Genomic DNA, 17,238 nt, shown 5'->3' with positions numbered 1-17,238 from the left:
GATGGGCGTCCTCAGTCCTCCCCGAGCGCCTGAACGTGAGCTGCGGCGGAACGGCCGAGCCCTTCGAGGTCGTAGCCCCCCTCGAGCGACGAAACAACCTTGCCGCCACACCGGGCGCGCGCGACGTCCAGAACCGCCCGCGTGGCCCAGGCGAAGTCCTCCGCCTCCAGCGACTGGTGCGCCAAGGGGTCGCGGCGATGGGCGTCGAAGCCGGACGAGATCAGCACCAGGTCCGGCGCGAACGAATCGAGCGCGGGCATCAGGCGGCTGGCGAAGGCCGCGCGCCACGCCTCGCGCGCCGCATGGGGCGGCACCGGCGCATTGACGATGTTGCCCACGCCCGTCTCGCTGGCCGCGCCCGTGCCGGGATAGAGGGGCATCTGGTGGATGGACCCCAGGAACAGGGCGTCGTCCGCCTCGAACGCGGCCTGGGTGCCGTTGCCGTGGTGGACGTCGAAGTCGATCACCGCCACCCGCGCCATCCCCTCGGCCTGCGCGACGCGCGCGGCGACGGCGACGTTGGAGAACAGGCAGAAGCCCATGGCGCGGTCGGGCTCGGCGTGGTGGCCCGGCGGGCGCACGGCGGCGAAGGCCCGCGCCATCTCGCCCCGCGCCACGGCTCGCACCGCATCGACGACCGCGCCGGCCGCCAGCCGCGCCGCGCGCAGACTGCCGGGCGAAAGAACCGTGTCCGCATCCAGCCGATTGAAGCCCGACGAAGGCTCCGCCCCGAGCAGGCGCGCCACATGGTCGGCCGGATGCACCCGCTCGAGATCCGCGACCGACGCCTCGGTCGCCTCGCGCCGGTCGCGCGCCAGGGCGCCGTCCGCCAGTGCGTCCAGCACCGCCGTCAACCGCGCCGGCCGCTCGGGATGCCCCTCGCCCGCATTGTGCGCGACCATGTGGGAATGGGTGAAAAGGGTCACCGACATCCGCCGATCCTAGCGCGCCCGTCCGGCTCCCGCGAGCGGCGTTTGATGCTAGAGGCACGAGATGAGCATCGACATCCGCCCCGCCCGCCCGGACGACGCCGCCGCCCTCGGGGCCGTCGGCCGCCAGACCTTCATCGACACCTTCGTCACCGGTTTCGGCATCCCCTATCCGAAGGACGATCTGGCCAGCTTCCTGGATGCAGGGTTCAGCGAGGCGGCGACGGCGAAGAAGCTGGCGGAGCCGGGCGCCGCCTGGTGGGTGGCCGACCGCGGCGGCGAACTGCTGGCCTTCGCCAACACCGGCCCCAACAGCCTGCCCCACCTCGACGCGCGCCCCTCTCACATGGAGCTGCGCCGCCTGTACGTCGGCAAGGCCGCGCAAGGCCTCGGCCTCGGCACAGGACTGCTGAAGCAGTCGCTGGAGTGGATGGAGGCCAATACCGACGGCCCCCTGTGGATCGGCGTGTGGAGCGGCAACCTCAAGGCCCAGAAGCTTTACGCCGCCTATGGTTTCGAGAAGGTCGGCGAATATGACTACCCCGTCGGCGCCTGGCTGGACCACGAGTTCATCTTGCGGCGCGGCTGATCCCGGCTCACGGTCCTTCGATGCTCCTCCCCTTCTTCACCGCCCTGCGCGAGGCCCGGGTTCCGGTGTCGCTGAAGGAGTGGCTGCATCTGATGGAAGCGCTGGATCGTGGCGTGTCGGATCGGCGGGTGGACGCTTTCTATCACCTGTCGCGCGCCGTGCTGGTGAAGGATGAGAAACACTACGACCGTTTTGATCAGATCTTCGGCAAGGTCTTCGCCGGCGTCGAGACGGTCGGGCCGGGCGATGCGCTGTCTATGGACGTGCCGGAGGAGTGGCTGCGGCTGCTGAGCGAAAAGTATCTGACCGACGAGGAGAAGGCGCAGATCGAGGCGCTGGGCGGTTTCGACACGCTGATTAAGACGCTGAAGCAGCGGCTCGCCGAACAGCAGAAACGGCATCAGGGCGGCAACAAGTGGATCGGCACGGGCGGGACCAGCCCGTTCGGGCACGGCGGCTACAATCCCGAGGGCGTCCGTATCGGCGGACCGGGCCGGCACGGCCGCGCGGTGAAGGTGTGGGAGAAGCGCGAGTTCCGGAACCTGGACGACAGCGTCGAACTGGGCACGCGCAACATCAAGGTGGCCCTGCGACGCCTGCGCCGCTTCGCCCGTCAGGGGGCGGCGGACGAGCTGGACATCGACGGCACCATCGACGGCACGGCGCGCCAGGGTTGGCTGGACATCCAAATGCGGCCCGAGCGGCGCAATACGGTGAAGGTGCTGCTATTCCTGGACGTCGGCGGCTCGATGGACCCACACATCCGCCAGTGCGAGGAGCTGTTCTCGGCCGCCCGCACCGAGTTCAAGCACCTGGAGTTCTTCTACTTTCACAACTGCCTCTACGAGGGCGTCTGGAAAGACAACCGGCGTCGCCACAACGAGCGGACGCCGACGTGGGACCTGCTGCACCGCTACAACGGCGACTGGCGGGCGATCTTCGTCGGCGACGCCACCATGAGCCCCTACGAGATCACCATGCCCGGCGGCTCGGTCGAGCACTGGAACGAGGAGGCCGGCGCCGTCTGGATGGATCGAGCGGTGAAGCAGTGGCCCAGATCGGTCTGGCTGAACCCCGTGGCCGAGCCCTACTGGAGCTATACGGCCTCGGTCGGCCTGATCCGCGATCAGGTCGACAGTCGCATGTATCCTCTCACTCTCGACGGCCTGGACCGGGCCATGCGGCGACTGGCGGCGTAGCCGCGCAAGCCGCTTGAGAACGATCTCAACCGTGGTAGTTGTCAGCGCTGTCAGGGGGTGGTGATGAGCGCGACGGGTGTTGAGCGGCTGACGGCGCTGGATGTGCTGCGCGGGCTGGCGGTCGCAGGAATGATCCTGGTGGTCAGCCCCGGTGATTGGGGCATGGCCTGGACATGGCTCCAGCACGCGGAGTGGGACGGCTGGCGCGTGGCCGACATGGTCTTCCCGACCTTTTTGTTCAGCGTGGGCGTGTCGGTGGCCCTGGCCTTTCCGCGTGACGTGGACGGCGCGTTCTGGATGCGGGTGGGACGGCGGGTGCTGCTTCTGATCGCCCTGGGGCTGGCGACCGAGGCGACCTACAATCTAATGGTCGCGATGGGGTCCGGCGGTCCCGGCCAAGGCGACCTGGGCCACCTGCGCATCCCCGGCGTGCTGCAGCGGATCGGTCTCTGCTATGGGCTGGCGACCGCGCTGGTGGTCATGACCGGACAGTGGGCCGGCCGACGCGTCAGTCTGCGACCCGGCCGGGTCGGCACCGTCATCGCGGCCATCCTGATCGGCTACTGGCTGCTGCTGGTTTTCGTGGGCGACGGGCGGACTGACCCGGAGGGCAATCTGGGGGCGGTCATCGACCGGGCGCTGTTCACGCCCGCGCATCTCTGGCCGCTGGGGTCCGTCACCTGGGGCGGGCCCGTGGTCTACGATCCGGAGGGGCTGCTATCCTCGCTGCCGGCGACCGCCAATGTCCTTTTCGGCGTGCTGGCGGGTCACGTCTGCCGCGCCCGCGCCGCACGGGCGACCATTTTCCTCGCCGCCGGAGGCTTGGTCCTGTTTATCGCCGGCATGGCGCTGGATCCCGTCTTAGTCGTCAACAAGCGGATCTGGACCTCGAGCTTCGCCTTGCTGAGCGCGGGGGTCTCGGCTGTTATGCTGGCGGCCCTCATAGCCCTGCCCCGCCACAGGATCATCGACGGCGTCATGAGCCCGTTCCGCGTCCTTGGCGGGAACGCCATTCTGGCCTTCGTCATCTCCACGCTGCTGGGGCGGCTCTACGGCTTCCCCTTCCTGCCCACAGCAGATGCAGCACAGCGAACGCCGCAGGGCTGGCTGAATGCGCGGATGCTCAGCCTTCTCGGCGAGCCGCATTGGGCGTCCTTTGCCTGCGCCGTCCTGATGGTCGCGGTGATGACCTTGATCCTCGTGCCGCTGCATCGGCGCTCGATCCACGTGCGGCTGTAGGGCCAAAGAAAAGGCCGCCGGCGTACCGGCGGCCTTGTCGTCTTGACTGACCCTATGGATCAGTTGCGCTTGTCGTCGCGCAGGGTGTCTTTCACGCCGCCAACGGCGTTCTGGACCTTGCCTTCGACTTGATCGGCCTTGCCTTCGGCTTCCAGCTTGCTGTCACCGGTGACCTTGCCGGCCAGTTCCTTGGCCTTGCCGCCGAGGTTCTTGGCGGCGCCTTCGACGCGATCGTGATCGGGCATAGGGAGCTCCCTGTTGATGGCGACGCCCCAACGGCGCCGCGTCGATGAGAAAACCCCCGCCGCGAGAGCGGGTTCCGCCCCCTCGAGACGGCTCTATCGTCGCAGCCAGGACGCCACGGCCCATGCGTGGGCGTCGTGTCGCAGGTTGGCGACGGCGAAGGCTGGATCGAGCCAGACCAGGGTGTGGTCGGCCTCGACCTTGGCGGTCGGGTCGTGCCGCTGGATCGTGGCGGTCCAGAACCCGCCGACGTTGTTGACCGGCTGGCCGTCAGTCTTGCGGAAGGTCTGCGCCGCCTCGGCGAAGCGATCCTGCACGGTGATGAACAGGCCGGTTTCCTCGATGAACTCGCGGGACAGGGCTTCTGCTTCGGTCTCCTCGCCGTCCACCGCGCCGCCCGGCAGATCGAAGTAGCTGTTCACGCCCCGCTCGACGCGCACACAGGCGAGCAGGCCGTCCTGGAGCACGATCCCGAAGGTCGCATGGCGATAGGTGTAGTCGACGCCCGCGTCAGGCGTCCCAAACTGCAGGCGCGGTTCAGCCATGCGTCAGGTCGAACGCCAGCTTCGCTCGGACGCCGCGATGGCTGTGGTCGTATTCGACGGCTGAGCGCAGCCCGCCGGCCATGGCCGAGATGATCTTGCCGCCGAGACCCGTGCCCTTGGGCTTGGCGTCCTCGCCCAGACCCGGCCCGTCATCCTCGACGGTCAGCAGCGCACGGCCATCCGGTCCGGGCTTCAGGATGACGCGGATCTCGCCCGTCTCCCCGGGCCCGTAGGCGTACTTGACAGCATTGGTGACCAGCTCGGTGACGACGACGCCCAGCGACACCGCCTGATCGGTCGTCACGACCATGGACGAGGCGTCCAGCGTGATCCTCGGCGCGGTCCCTTCCGGGCCGACCGACTTGCCCAGCTCCTCGATCAGACCGGACAGATATTCGTCCATCGCCACCGAGCCCATTTCGTCGGAGGTGTAGAGCCGGCGGTGGACGTGGGCGACGGCCTCGATGCGGGCCTTGGCCTCGCTGAGCGCGGCGCGGGCGCCCTCGTCGACCAGCTGCCGCTGCTGCAGCGAGATGAAGCTGGAGACCAGTTGCAGCGAGTTGCCCACGCGGTGGTTCACCTCGCGCAGCATGGCCTCTGCGCGGTCGCGGGCCAGGCGCACCTGCTCCTGCGCCGCCTCGTTCTCGCGCTGAAGCCGGCGACGCAGCAAGGCGTCCTCCAGGGCCGAACGCAGCAGGCTGGTGAAGTCTTCCGACACGTCCTTGATGACGTAGTCCGCGGCCCCGGCCCGCAGCGCGGCGACAGCGATCCGGCCCTCCTGCGCGCCCGTCACATACACGACCGGCGGCGGGGCCTTCAGAGCCATGATGTCGGGCAGCACGTCGAGGCCTTCACGACCGGGCATGTAGTGGTCGAGGGCGCAAACGTCGTATTCGCCGCTCTGCAACGCCTCGAGCCCCGCATCGCCGTCCGGCGCGCAGGTCACGACGTAGCCGTGCCGCCCCAGCTCCTTCTCGACCAGCCGCGACAGCCCGCGATCATCGTCGATGTAGAGCAGGCGGATCGGCGCAAATGCTGCGGCCAGGTCTATCGTCACTCGATTTCGGGCGCCTGCATGACGGACAGGAAGAGGCCCAGCTGGCGGATCGCGCCGGCGAAGCTCTCATAGTCCACGGGCTTGGTGATGTAGACGTTGCAGCCCAGGTCGTAGCAGCGCTGGATCTCGACCTTGTCGTCCGTGGTGGTCAGAACCACCACCGGCGCGCGCTTCAGCCGGTCGTCCGACTTCACCTTCTCCAGAATGTCAGTTCCCGACATATCCGGCAGGTTGAGATCCAGCAGGATCAGCAGCGGGCCATTGGCCAGGATTTCCGCACTGAACAGATAGTCCAGCGCCGATCCGCCATCGTCGAAGTGCTTGATTTCGTTGCTGATGTTGGCCCGCCGAATGTTCTTTTCGATCAGCTTGGCGTGGCCATGGTCGTCCTCGACCATGACGATTTTCACGGCGCTGCTCATACGGCGTCTCCGATGTCATGAAGGACAAGGCGTTTGGGGAATTTCAAAATGAAAGTCGAGCCCTTGTCCAGTTCGCTCTCGATGTCGATCGAACCGCCCAGACGGCGGACGCTGTTGCGCACGAAGGCCAGACCGAGCCCCTCCCCCGGTCGATCCTGACGGCCCGACCGGCGGAACAGTTCGAAGATGCGTTCGTGGTCCTTGGGCGATATCCCGCGGCCGTTATCGGCGACGCGATAGACCACCCAACCGCCCGCCGTGGCCTCGCCCGACACCGTGATCTGGCCGGGGCGCGAGCGATCCAGGTACTTGACCGCATTGTCGATCAGATTGCCGAAGATCTGCTCGATCGACAGCCGGTCGCTGTCCAGGCGGGGCAGGTCCTCGACGGTGATGACGGCGCCCGCTTCCGAGGTCTGATGGTTGACGCTGTCGGCGATGGCCTGGACCAGCGGGGTCATTTCGATGACCTCAGGCAGCAGCGAACGCCGCCCCTCGCGTGACAGCTTCAGGATAGCGTTGATCAGCCGGTCCATCTTTTCGGTCGAGGCGCGGATGAAGCCGATAGCCTCGGGCATATCCTCGCGCACCGCGACGACGACGTCCTGATCGACGGGCCGGCTCTTTTCCGCCTCGCTGATGGCGCGCTCGACGGTCTGGCCGGCCAACTCCAGTTCGGAGGTGTAGCCCATGACGTTCACCAGGGGCGCGCGCAGATCATGGCTGACGATGTAAGCGAACCGCTGGATCTCCTCGTTGGCCCGGGTCAGATCGCCGGTGCGTTCCCGGACCTTGGCCTCGAGCCCCGCATTGGCCGCGGCGATACCCTCGCGCGCCGTCTGCAGATCCCTCACATAGCGCCGCACCAACCAGGCGGTCATGCCGGCCAGGACCAGTATCAGCGCTCCGCCAATGGCGTTCACGATCAGCGTGACGGTCGACCCCCATTCCGACTGGCGCGTGCGGAACGACAGGCGCGTGGCCAGAACCTCATCGATGGCGCCGGTTTCCACACGCATGGCGTCCATCAGGCGCTTGCCCTCGCCGTTGCGCATCGCCGCAACCGCCTCGCCGATGCGCCCTGCCCGCGCCAGGTCCAGCGTCAGGGCGATGCGCTGCATCCGCAGCTTCGACAGATCCTGCAACCGCGCCACACGCGGCTGCAGATCCGCGTCGCCCCGCGCCAGCCGGTTCAACTCGGCGAAGGTCGTCGGCAGACTGTCGACCGAGTGCACGTAGGGGGTGAGGTAATCCGACCGGCCCGTCAGCAAAAATCCACGCTGGCCCGTTTCGGCGTCCACCGACTGGATCAGCACGTCCTTGGCGGCCAGCCGCAGACGATAGCTTTGCTCCACCGTCTGGTTGAAGGCGCTGGTGCGAGCGATCATCACATAGGTGGCGAGGTTGGCGGCCAGCAGCAGCGCGATGGCCAGCGACAACAGCAACGCCACCGAGCGGCTGAGCGTCGGTGTTCGCAGGAACCGGATGACCGCCTGGGCGGTGTCGCGCGAAACCAACTTCATCACGGCGCAGCTTTAGCGGCTGACAGGGCGGTGTCCAGCACTGACGATACGCCCCACACGGGTGCAACCTTCGCCATTGCGGAGACTTAGGTTAACCTGGCTCGGGGCTGAGGGAGTGCAGGCATGATCTGGTGGTGGTGGATCCTTCCGGCTGTGGTGGCGCTTCTGGGCGTCACCCTGCTGCTGACCAGTCTGGGCCGGCTATTTCGGGGTCGGATCTTCACGGGAGGGGTCGGGACCATCCTGGGCGGCGGCGTCATCGCCGCGGCCGGCGCCGCTGCCCTGTTGGGCCTGAATGTCCAGACCTACAGCCGACTGACCTACGAGCGGCCCATCGCCACGCTGCAACTGAAGCAGATCGGCCCGCAATACTACGAGGCGACCGTCATCCAGCCGGCCCGCGGCGAGGCGGAACCAGCCCGCGCCGCCGTTTATCCGCTACACGGCGATGACTGGCGCATCGAGGCGCAGGTGCTGAAGTGGAAGCCGTGGGCCAACGTGCTGGGCCTGGACACACAGTACCGCCTCGACCGCCTGTCGGGCCGCTATCAGCGGATTGATCAGGAGATCAACGCCGAGCGCAGCGTTCACGCGCTGAGCGGCGGAGACGACGTGGACGCCCTGCCTTGGCGGATCGACGCCTGGGACGCCGCGCGCCGTTATCGCCGGTACGTCAACGCCGTGGATACCCTGTACGGAGGCGCGGCCTATATGCCGATGGCGAATAACGCCCGCTATGAGGTCTGGATCACCCAGTCGGGCCTGATCGCCCGGCCGGCGAACGATGAAGCGCGCAACGCCTCGGCCGGCGGCTGGGTCAGCGTTCGTTAGAGCGGTTCCGGGCCGCGCCCAAAGGCACTCGCCGTCCCGAACCGCGCGCCGTTTGCGCCCAGGCGCGACGCATGGCACGACGCCGCCTGTTGGGATCGCGTGAGGTGCAGGTTTGGTCGACAGCGCGCGGTTCTTCCTCAGGGAGGCGACGGCCGACGCCCATGCACGGCTGGATGTCCTGTTCTCGGGCTTCGACCTGGCTGACCGTGCCGACTACGCCCGATTTCTGAAGGCTCAGGCGGGCGCGTTTTTCGGCGTCGAGGCGGCGCTGGACAAGGCCGGGGCCGATGTCGTCCTGCCCGACTGGCCCGCGCGTCGCCGCTCGCAAGCCCTGCGCGACGACCTCATCGCGCTTAAGGAGGCCGTACCGGAGGCCATGCCTGAGCCTCTGCTGCCGAACCCGGCCGCCATTCTGGGCGCAGCTTACGTCATCGAGGGATCGCGCCTGGGCGGGGCCATGCTGGTTCGTACGGTCGCTGACACGGCGCCAATTTCTTTTCTCGCGCCCGGGAACCCATTGCATTGGCGGTCGTTCGTAGCGATTCTGGAAAAAAGGCTCAGCTCCGCGGATGAGCGTACCGAGGCGGCCCGGTCGGCTTCAGCGGTATTCGACATCTTCACGGCGTCCGCCCTACGCGTGCTTGGAGCCGACCGCCTTTGACCGATGCCGCTCAGGTCGATCTGACCAACTGCGACCGCGAGCCCATCCACATCCTGGGCGCCATCCAGCCGATCGGTTTCCTGATCGCCCTGACCGCCGATTGGCTGATCGCGCGGGCGTCAGCCAACACGCATGAGTTCATCGGTCTGGCGCCGGATGACCTGTTCGGACGGCCGCTGTCGGACGTCTTCACGACCAAGGCGGTGCACGATCTTCGCAACCGCGCAGCCATCCTGCGCGGGCCCGATGCGGTGGAGCGGCTGTTCGACTGCGTCCTTACAGACGGTCGTCAGGCCTTCGACGTCGCACTTCACTTCTCGGGCGGTCAGGTCGTTATCGAAGCCGAGCCGGCGTCCGGCGAGCATGGCGACGCCAGCGGCACTGTGAGGTCGATGATCGCCCGCCTCGACCAGGCGCAAGACTTCGCCAGCTTCTATCGCGAGGGCGCCCGACAGGTCCGGGCCCTGATCGGGTTCGACCGGGTCATGGTCTACCGCTTCGGCGCGGACGGCTCGGGCGAGGTCGTGGCCGAGGCGGTGCGCGCCGGGATCGGCAAGTTCATGGGCCTGCACTACCCGGCCACGGACATCCCGGCCCAGGCGCGCGAACTCTATCGCCGCAATCTGCTGCGGATCATCGCCGACGTGAACGCTACGCCGGTGCCGATCGTGCCCCAGCGGGACGAGACGGGCCAGCCGCTGGATCTGTCGCTCTCGGTCCTGCGATCGGTGTCGCCGATCCACATCGAGTATCTGAAGAACATGGGCGTGGACGCCTCGCTGTCCATTTCGATCATCGTCGACGGAAAGCTGTGGGGGCTGTTCGCCTGCCACCACTACTCGCCGCGTTGCCCGACCTTCGAGCGGCGCTCGGTGGCTGAGCTGTTCGCCCAGATGTTCTCGATGCGCCTGGAGAGCCGCGAGCGGCAGGACACCGTCGAATACGAGCGTCGCGCGCGCGACGTGTCCGACCAGCTTCTGGGCGCCGTGGCGTCGGACGAGACGCTGCTGCAGGACCCCGACTGGCTAGGCGACATCCTGACACACGCCATCCCTGCTGACGGCGTAGGCGTCTGGCTAAGCGGCAAGCACGCCTTTTCCGGCGCCACGCCGTCCGTCGAAGATTTTCGACGCATCGTCCGGGCGCTGAACGGCACGGCGGCGGGCAAGGTGTTCGCGACCGACAGCATCGCGTCCATAGTGCCCGGCGCCGGAGACTTCGCGGCGGACGTGGCAGGGATGCTGGCTATTCCGATCTCGCGGTCTCCGCGCGACTATGTGGTGCTGTTCCGCAAGGAACTGATCCATTCGGTGCGCTGGGCGGGCGATCCGCACAAACCCGTCAGCTATGGCCCCAACGGCCCGCGCCTGAGCCCGCGCGAGAGCTTCGCCGAGTGGAAGCAGCTGGTCGAGGCCCACTCACAGCCCTTCACCGCCTCCGAGGTTCGCGTCGCCGAAACTCTGCGCGCCACCCTGATCGAGGTGGTGCTGCGCCTGGCGGACGAAGCGTCGGCCGAACGCCAGCAGGCCAGCGCCCGCCAGGAACTGTTGATCGCGGAGCTCAATCACCGCGTCCGCAACATCCTGGGACTGATCCGCGGCCTAATCCGCCAGTCGAACGCGGAGGAGCAGGACGTCGCGGAGTTCGTGAAGGTGGTCGACGGCCGCATCCATGCATTGGCCCGCGCCCACAACCAGATCACCGACGACCACTGGGGCCCCGCACCGCTGCAGGCGCTGATCGACGCGGAGGCGGCGGCGTTCGTCGATGAGCGCGAGCGCATCGTCACCCAGGGCGAGGCGGTCCATCTGAACCCTAACGCCTATTCGACCATGGCCCTGGTGGTGCACGAACTGGTCACCAACTCCAATAAATACGGCAGCCTGTCGACGCCCGGCGGCCGGGTGACGCTGGGTTGGCATCGGACATCCAGCGGCGATCTGGAGCTCGAATGGCGCGAGGCGGGCGGCCCAGCCGTCACCCCGCCCACGCGCAAGGGTTTCGGCACCACGATCATTCACCGTTCGGTCCCATACGATCTGGGGGGTACGGCCAAGGTCGATTACGCGCCGACCGGGGTGCACGCGGTATTCTGCATCCCCGCGCGCCATCTGTCCGAGCCGCGCACCATTACGGGCGCGCCGACGATCAAATATCCCCGCGCCGCGATCGGCCATCCGCAACCGACTCCGGACACGCTGCTGAAGGGTCAGGACATCCTGCTGGTCGAGGATAGCCTGATCATCGCCCTGGACGCCGAGGACATCGCGACGCGCCTGGGCGCCGCCACGGTCACGACCGCCGCGACGGTCGAAGGCGCCTTGGACAACATCGACGCCGCCCGGCCCACGGTCGCCATGCTGGACATCAATCTGGGCGACCGGAACTCCTATCCGATCGCTGATCGGCTGGCCGAACTGAACATCCCCTTCATCTTCGCCACCGGCTACGGCGAGCAGGCCAATCCGCCGATCGAGCATCGCGGCCGGCTGATCGTGCAGAAGCCCTACACGCTGGAGAATGTCGCGCGCGCGATGGACAGCCTGCTCGGCCCGGCGGACGAAGCCTAGACCTGCCCGATGGTCCGCAGGCGGGCCCTGGGGTGGACCTCGTTCTGGCTCATCACCGTGGTCTGGCCGCGGAAGCGTTCGATGATGGAGCGGACGTAGGGCCGGATCGCCGGTCCGGTCAGCAGCACCGCCGTCTCGCCCGCCATCGCCGCCCGCTCGAACACGTCGCGGACATTGCGGATGAAATCCTGCAGGCGTGACGGCGCCATGGCCAGCTGCTTCTCCTCGCCCGTCCCGACCAAGGCTTCGGCGAAGGCGGCCTCCCACTCGGGTGACAGGGTGACGATCGGCAGGGCCCCGTCGTCGCCGCGATGCTGCCAGCACAGCTGGCGCGCCAGGCGCCCGCGCACATGTTCGATCAGGGCCGTAACGCTCGAGGTATGCGGCGCGGCCTCGGCCAGGCCTTCCAGGATGGCGCCCAGATCGCGGATCGACACCTTCTCCTTCAGCAGGGCCTGCAGCACGCGCTGCAGCGTGGTGACGGTGACGACCGAGGGGATCAGTTCATCGACCAGCTTCTTCTCCTCGCCGTTCAACTCGGCCAGCAGCTTCTGCACCTGCGCATAGCTCAGCAGGTCGGCCATGTTCTCCTTCAGGATCTCGGTCAGGTGCGTGGTCAGCACCGTCGACGGATCGACGATGGTGTAGCCCCGGAACGTCGCCTCTTCCTTCAGGCTGTCCGAGATCCAGGTGGCGGGCAGGCCGAAAGCCGGCTCGCGCGTATGTTCGCCCGGCAGTTCGACCTGGCGGCCCGCCGGATCCATCGCCATCAAGTGGCCCAGACGCACGTCGCCGGCGCCGGCCTCCATCTCCTTGATGCGGATGGCGTAGCCTTGGGTCGGCAGGCGCATGTTGTCCAGGATGCGCACCGACGGCATGACGAAGCCGTACTCCTGCGCCATCGAGCGGCGCAGGGCGCGGACCTGGTCGGTCAGCCGGCGGCCCTCCAGGTCGTTGATCAGCGACAGCAGACTATAGCCCAGCTCGATCTTGACCTCGTCGATGGCCAGAGCCGTCCCGATGGGCTCCTCGATGTCTTCCTTCGGCTTGGAACCGAGCTCGGCGGCGGCCAGTTCGGCCTCGCTCGGCTGCGGCTTCAGCCGCGCCCGCCCCAGGCGCCAGGCCATGAAGCCGGTCGCGCCCGCCAGCGCCATGAAGGGGATCAGCGGCATCCCTGGCACCAGGCCGATCAGGGCCGAGGCGCCCGACACGACGCCCAGGCTGATCGGGTTCGTGGCCAGCTGGCTGACGAAGGCCTTGTCCGCCGTGCCCTCGACGCCCGCCTTCGACACCAGGAAACCGGCGGCGATCGAGATGATAATGGCCGGCACCTGAGTGACCAGACCGTCGCCGATGGTCAGCTGGATATAGGTGTTGGCCGCTTCCTGGATCGGCAGGCCATGCGAAATGACGCCGATCAGGATACCGCCGATGGCGTTGATGAAGGTGATGATCAGACCGGCCACGGCGTCGCCGCGCACGAACTTGGAGGCGCCGTCCATGGCGCCGAAGAAGGTCGATTCCTGCTCCAGTTCCTTGCGGCGCAGCTTGGCGGTCGCCTCGTCGATCAGTCCCGAAGACAGGTCCGCGTCGATGGCCATTTGCTTGCCCGGCATGGAGTCCAGGGTGAAGCGGGCCGACACCTCGGCGATCCGGGTCGAACCCTTGGTGATGACCACGAAGTTCACCACCAGGATGATGGCGAAGATGATCACCCCGATGATGAAGTTGCCCCCCATCATCAGCTGACCGAACGCCTGGATCACCTGACCGGCGGCGGCGTGACCCTCCTGGCCATGCGTCAGGATCAGGCGCGTCGAGGCCAGGTTCAGGCCCAGACGGAACAGGGTCGAGACCAGCAGCACGGTCGGGAAGATGGCGAAGTCCAGCGGCCGCTTCATCATCACGGCCGTCATCAGGATCAGCACGCTGGAGACGATCGAGATCGCCAGCAGGAAGTCCATCAGGAAGGCGGGGACCGGCAGGATCAGCAGCAGGATGACGCCGATGACGCCCACCGCCATCAGCACCTCGCCGCGACCCAGCCAGCCGCGCATGTCCGACACGGTCGGGCGGGCGTAGCCGTCCTTCATCAGGATGGGGGCGTCAGACATGGTCGGGCGTCGTCAGGTTGAAGCTGGCCAGGGCCAGGCGCGTCGCGGCTGCGATCACCGCCGCGTTCCGGGCGTCCGTCGTGTCGCGGGTGGCGTGATAGTAGGCGGCGACGATGACCGGCGCGCCCGAGGGCGGATACAGAACGCCGATGTCGTTGGTCGGGCCATAGCCGCCGGTGCCCGTCTTGTGCGCTACGCGCCATCCTGCCGGCACGCCGCCCTTGAGGCGGTCCGTCCCGGTCGGCGACGTGGTCATCCAGCCCAGCAGCATCGCTTTCGAGGCCGCCGACAGAGGCGAGGCCGGATCGATGAACAGGCGCTGCATGTTCGCGACTGACTGGGACGGGGTGATCGTGTCCTTGTTGCCGTCCAGGCGGTTCATCTCCGGCTCGAAGCGGTCCACGCGCGTCGAGGGGTCGCCGAGGCCGCGATAGAAGGCCTGCATGGTCTCGAGCCCGCCCATCGCCTTCAACAGCAGATTGGCGGCCGGATTGTCAGAGACCTCGACCGTGCCCTTCATTAGCTGCTCGACCGTAAGGCCGGCGCCGACAGCCGGCTGGGTCACTGGCGCGTGGTTGATCATGTCGGCGCGCGTGATCGGGATGCGGCGGTCCAGCCGCTCTTCGCCTGCCTGCACACGCATCAGGGTCGCGGCGGCCAGATACATCTTGAAGGTCGAGCAGTAGACGAAGCGTTCGTCACCGCGCCAGTGGAGCCTCTCCCCCGTCGCGGTGTTGTGGGCGGCGGATCCGATGCGACCCCCGTCCGCACGCTCCAGCCCGGACAGGTCCAGCACCGTGTCCGTGGCGGCCACGCGGCCCTCGACTTCTGACGCGGCCGGCGCGGGTCCGCAGCCGACGAGACCAAGCCCCGCCAGTCCGCTCAGAACATGCCTTCGATCCGCGCCGCCTCTCATCCGTCAGGCCGCGCTCAGGCCCGCGACGCCAGACTGGGGCGCCGGGATCGGCGTGCCTTCGTCGGCGTATTCGTTCAGCTTGTTGCGCAGGGTGCGGATCGAGATGCCCAAGATGTTCGCCGCATGGGTGCGGTTGCCCAGGCAGTGCGACAGGGTGTCGAGGATCAGCGTCTTCTCCATCGCCGCCACCGTCTGGCCGACGTAGCTGCGGGTCATGGCGTCGGCGACTTGGGCGGCGCGACCGGCCGGGCCGGCGTCGTACGGGGTGGCCCCTCCGGCGCTGAGCGGCTGACCGTCCGGCAGGCGGATGGCATCGACGTCAATCTCCGGTCCAACCGACAGCAGCACCGCGCGGTGCATGGCGTTCTCAAGTTCGCGCACGTTGCCCGCCCAGCGGTGGGCGGTCAGGGCGCGGCGGGCGTCAACCGAGATCGGCTTGGCCGGCATGCCGTTGGCGGCGGCGTATTTCTTGATGAAGTGATCCGCCAGGACGGCGATGTCGCCCGGGCGTTCACGCAGGCTGGGCAGGCGTAGGTTCACGACGTTCAGGCGATAGAGCAGATCCTCGCGGAAGCTGCCCTCGGCCACCGACTTGGCCAGGTCGCGGTTTGACGTGGCGATGATGCGGATATTGACCGGCACCGGCTTGGAGCCGCCTACCCGGTCGATCACCCGCTCCTGAATGGCGCGCAGCAGCTTGGCCTGAAGCCGGACGTCCATCTCCGAGATTTCGTCCAGCAGCAGCGTGCCGCCGTCGGCCTCCTCGAACTTGCCGATGCGGCGGGCCATGGCGCCGGTGAAGGCGCCCTTCTCGTGCCCGAACAGCTCGGATTCCAGCAGGTTGTCGGGAATGGCGGCGCAGTTGACGCTGATGAAGGGGCGGTCCGCGCGCTTGGAGCCGGCGTGCAGATAGCGCGCCATGACTTCCTTACCGACGCCGCTTTCGCCGGTGATCAGGATGGAGGCTTCTGAGCGGGCGACCTGGTCTGCCAGCTGGATCACGTGCTTCATCGACGGGTCGGCCGAGATCAGCGGGCGCTCGTCGTCGGCGACGGCCGACAGGACGGCTGCGATCAGGTCCGCCTCGGGCGGCAGAGGGATGAACTCCTTGGCCCCGGCGCGGATAGCGTCGGCCGCCTCCGTGGCGCTGGCGTCCACGCCGCAGGCCACGACCGGCACATGGATGCGCTCGGCGTCGTTGGCGGCGATCAGGGCGCCGATGTCTACGCGGTAGTCGACCATCAGCAGGTCGGCCCCCTGCCCTCGACGCAGTTGCTCCGTCGCCTGATCGCCGCGCTCGACGTGATGGACCTTGGCGCCGTGCGCCATGGCCATCTTCACTGCCGTCGCCAGCTGTCCGCTGAGCCTGCCAACCACCAGAAGCCGCATGGGTCTTCTCCTCTAATCTCTACAGCCGGTCGCCGCTTAGGCGCCCGAGTCCTCGGTCTTGATGATTTCCGTCATGGTCACGCCCAGGCGGTCCTCGACGACGACCACCTCGCCGCGCGCGACCAGGCGGTTGTTGACGAAGATGTCGATCGCCTCGCCGACCTTTCGGTCCAGCTCCAGCACGCTGCCGCGGTTCAGCTTCAGGAGCTGCGACACCGACATGTGCGCCTTGCCCAGCACGGCGGAGATGTTGACCGGCACGTCGAAGACGGGGGCCAGGTCGGCGGCGGTCTTATCGCCCGCGTCGTCGACGGGGTTCAGACTCGTGCCGTCCGGAAACTCTTCCAGGGCCATGGCGTCGGAGGCCATCACGACATCCTTTCGTTGAGGGCTTCGGCGTGCCCGGCTTCGGAAGCCAGGGCCGATGAGAGGGCTTCGGCGATGCGGCCGAAGGCGGCGTCAGGATCGAACTCGGCGCGGCCGTCGGCCCATTCCAGCTGGAAGGCGGCCGTGGGACCGGCGCCGCCGCGGAAAGCGACCTGGCCGCCGAAGCCGGCGTCGGCGCACAGTTTCTCGATTTCTGCGCGGCCGCTGTCGTCCAGGCCCGGCGCGCGGATGACCAGGCGGGGCGAGGCGTCGATCTCCTGGCCCAGCGCCTCCAGCGCCGTCTGCATCGCGCCCAGCGGGAAGCGGTCCAGCGCCGCCCCGGACACAGAGCGCGCCGCCGCCATGGCCAGGGCGGCCGACTGTTCGCGGTGCTGGTTGGCGACCTGCGCCAGCATCGGCATGGCGGACACCACCGACTGGGCGATGGCGTTCAGGGCCTGCGCCTTCATGCTCTCTACCTCGCCCAGCGCGGCCTGGCGGGCCTCCAGCCGGGCCTGGGCGGTCAGAGCCTCGACCTCGGCCGGCATGTAGGAGCGCTTCATCGGCCGGAAGGTCGACGGGCGCACGACCCCGCCGTCGGCGTCGAACTCGGTCTCGAAGGTGAAGGGGCGGTGCTGGGTCATG

17 protein-coding genes are annotated in these 17,238 nt (G+C 67.8%); 6 read left to right on the top strand and 11 right to left on the bottom strand.

The window, feature by feature from the left end:
- Positions 1-11: 11 nt before the first annotated feature.
- Positions 12-932 (bottom strand): histone deacetylase family protein, encoded by a 921-nt coding sequence (locus ASG17_RS05925; RefSeq protein ID WP_056100486.1) that lies wholly within the window; start codon positions 930-932, stop codon positions 12-14.
- A gap of 61 nt (positions 933-993) precedes the next feature.
- Here ASG17_RS05925 and ASG17_RS05920 point away from each other — a divergent pair, with 61 nt between their 5' ends.
- The 3 genes from ASG17_RS05920 (at position 994) to ASG17_RS05910 (ending at position 3,956) form a co-directional block, all read left to right on the top strand.
- Positions 994-1,518 (top strand): GNAT family N-acetyltransferase, encoded by a 525-nt coding sequence (locus ASG17_RS05920; protein ID WP_056100483.1) that lies wholly within the window; start codon positions 994-996, stop codon positions 1,516-1,518.
- Between the two features lie 20 nt (positions 1,519-1,538).
- Positions 1,539-2,717 (top strand): VWA domain-containing protein, encoded by a 1,179-nt coding sequence (locus ASG17_RS05915; protein ID WP_056100480.1) that lies wholly within the window; start codon positions 1,539-1,541, stop codon positions 2,715-2,717.
- 63 nt (positions 2,718-2,780) lie between these two features.
- Positions 2,781-3,956 carry an acyltransferase family protein gene (locus ASG17_RS05910; protein WP_056103159.1) on the top strand — a complete coding sequence of 392 codons (1,176 nt, stop codon included), beginning with the start codon at positions 2,781-2,783 and terminating at the stop codon, positions 3,954-3,956.
- 59 nt (positions 3,957-4,015) lie between these two features.
- Here ASG17_RS05910 and ASG17_RS05905 read toward each other — a convergent pair whose 3' ends face one another.
- From ASG17_RS05905 to ASG17_RS05885, 5 genes are all read right to left on the bottom strand, one after another.
- Complete coding sequence (locus ASG17_RS05905; protein WP_056100477.1) at positions 4,016-4,201, bottom strand: CsbD family protein; 186 nt, start codon at positions 4,199-4,201, stop codon at positions 4,016-4,018.
- 93 nt (positions 4,202-4,294) lie between these two features.
- Positions 4,295-4,744, bottom strand: a complete 450-nt coding sequence (locus tag ASG17_RS05900; RefSeq protein ID WP_056100474.1) for an NUDIX domain-containing protein — start codon at positions 4,742-4,744, stop codon at positions 4,295-4,297.
- Complete coding sequence (locus ASG17_RS05895) at positions 4,737-5,801, bottom strand: sensor histidine kinase (protein WP_235560370.1); 1,065 nt, start codon at positions 5,799-5,801, stop codon at positions 4,737-4,739. Before ASG17_RS05895 ends, ASG17_RS05900 begins: the two co-directional genes overlap by 8 nt.
- Positions 5,798-6,223: a response regulator gene (locus tag ASG17_RS05890; RefSeq protein ID WP_056100471.1), complete on the bottom strand. Its 426-nt coding sequence runs from the start codon at positions 6,221-6,223 to the stop codon at positions 5,798-5,800. The genes ASG17_RS05895 and ASG17_RS05890 overlap by 4 nt, the downstream gene beginning before the upstream one ends.
- A complete protein-coding gene (locus ASG17_RS05885) occupies positions 6,220-7,746 on the bottom strand; it encodes a CHASE3 domain-containing protein (RefSeq protein ID WP_056100468.1) in 1,527 nt (508 codons plus the stop codon). The genes ASG17_RS05890 and ASG17_RS05885 overlap by 4 nt, the downstream gene beginning before the upstream one ends.
- Positions 7,747-7,869: 123 nt before the next feature.
- Between ASG17_RS05885 and ASG17_RS05880 the strand changes: the two genes are divergently transcribed.
- From ASG17_RS05880 to ASG17_RS05870, 3 genes are all read left to right on the top strand, one after another.
- Positions 7,870-8,577 (top strand): hypothetical protein, encoded by a 708-nt coding sequence (locus ASG17_RS05880; protein ID WP_056100464.1) that lies wholly within the window; start codon positions 7,870-7,872, stop codon positions 8,575-8,577.
- 112 nt (positions 8,578-8,689) lie between these two features.
- Complete coding sequence (locus ASG17_RS05875; protein WP_056100461.1) at positions 8,690-9,238, top strand: biliverdin-producing heme oxygenase; 549 nt, start codon at positions 8,690-8,692, stop codon at positions 9,236-9,238.
- The gene (locus ASG17_RS05870; protein WP_056100458.1) at positions 9,235-11,808 is read left to right on the top strand and encodes an HWE histidine kinase domain-containing protein; all 2,574 of its coding nucleotides are present in this window, start codon (positions 9,235-9,237) and stop codon (positions 11,806-11,808) included. The genes ASG17_RS05875 and ASG17_RS05870 overlap by 4 nt, the downstream gene beginning before the upstream one ends.
- Here the strand turns inward: ASG17_RS05870 and flhA are convergent.
- The 5 genes from flhA to ASG17_RS05845 all read right to left on the bottom strand — a co-directional run bounded on the left by flhA (position 11,805) and on the right by ASG17_RS05845 (position 17,237).
- Positions 11,805-13,901 (bottom strand): flagellar biosynthesis protein FlhA, encoded by a 2,097-nt coding sequence (gene flhA, locus ASG17_RS05865; protein WP_235560417.1) that lies wholly within the window; start codon positions 13,899-13,901, stop codon positions 11,805-11,807. The genes ASG17_RS05870 and flhA overlap by 4 nt on opposite strands.
- A 13-nt stretch (positions 13,902-13,914) precedes the next feature.
- Positions 13,915-14,736, bottom strand: a complete 822-nt coding sequence (gene bla, locus ASG17_RS05860) for a class A beta-lactamase (RefSeq protein WP_235560369.1) — start codon at positions 14,734-14,736, stop codon at positions 13,915-13,917.
- Positions 14,737-14,841: 105 nt separating this feature from the next.
- Positions 14,842-16,227 carry a sigma-54 dependent transcriptional regulator gene (locus tag ASG17_RS05855; protein ID WP_056100452.1) on the bottom strand — a complete coding sequence of 462 codons (1,386 nt, stop codon included), beginning with the start codon at positions 16,225-16,227 and terminating at the stop codon, positions 14,842-14,844.
- 36 nt (positions 16,228-16,263) lie between these two features.
- The gene (gene fliN / locus ASG17_RS05850; RefSeq protein WP_056100449.1) at positions 16,264-16,596 is read right to left on the bottom strand and encodes a flagellar motor switch protein FliN; all 333 of its coding nucleotides are present in this window, start codon (positions 16,594-16,596) and stop codon (positions 16,264-16,266) included.
- On the bottom strand, positions 16,596-17,237 hold the full coding sequence (locus ASG17_RS05845) for a flagellar assembly protein FlbE (RefSeq protein ID WP_056100446.1): 642 nt from the start codon (positions 17,235-17,237) through the stop codon (positions 16,596-16,598). The genes fliN and ASG17_RS05845 overlap by 1 nt, the downstream gene beginning before the upstream one ends.
- Between the last annotated feature and the right edge of the window lies 1 nt (position 17,238).

It is taken from the genome of Brevundimonas sp. Leaf363 (assembly GCF_001424025.1).
GTDB lineage: Bacteria > Pseudomonadota > Alphaproteobacteria > Caulobacterales > Caulobacteraceae > Brevundimonas.
Note: the sequence above shows the minus strand (reverse complement) of the source record. Positions and strands in the feature narration are given on the sequence as shown.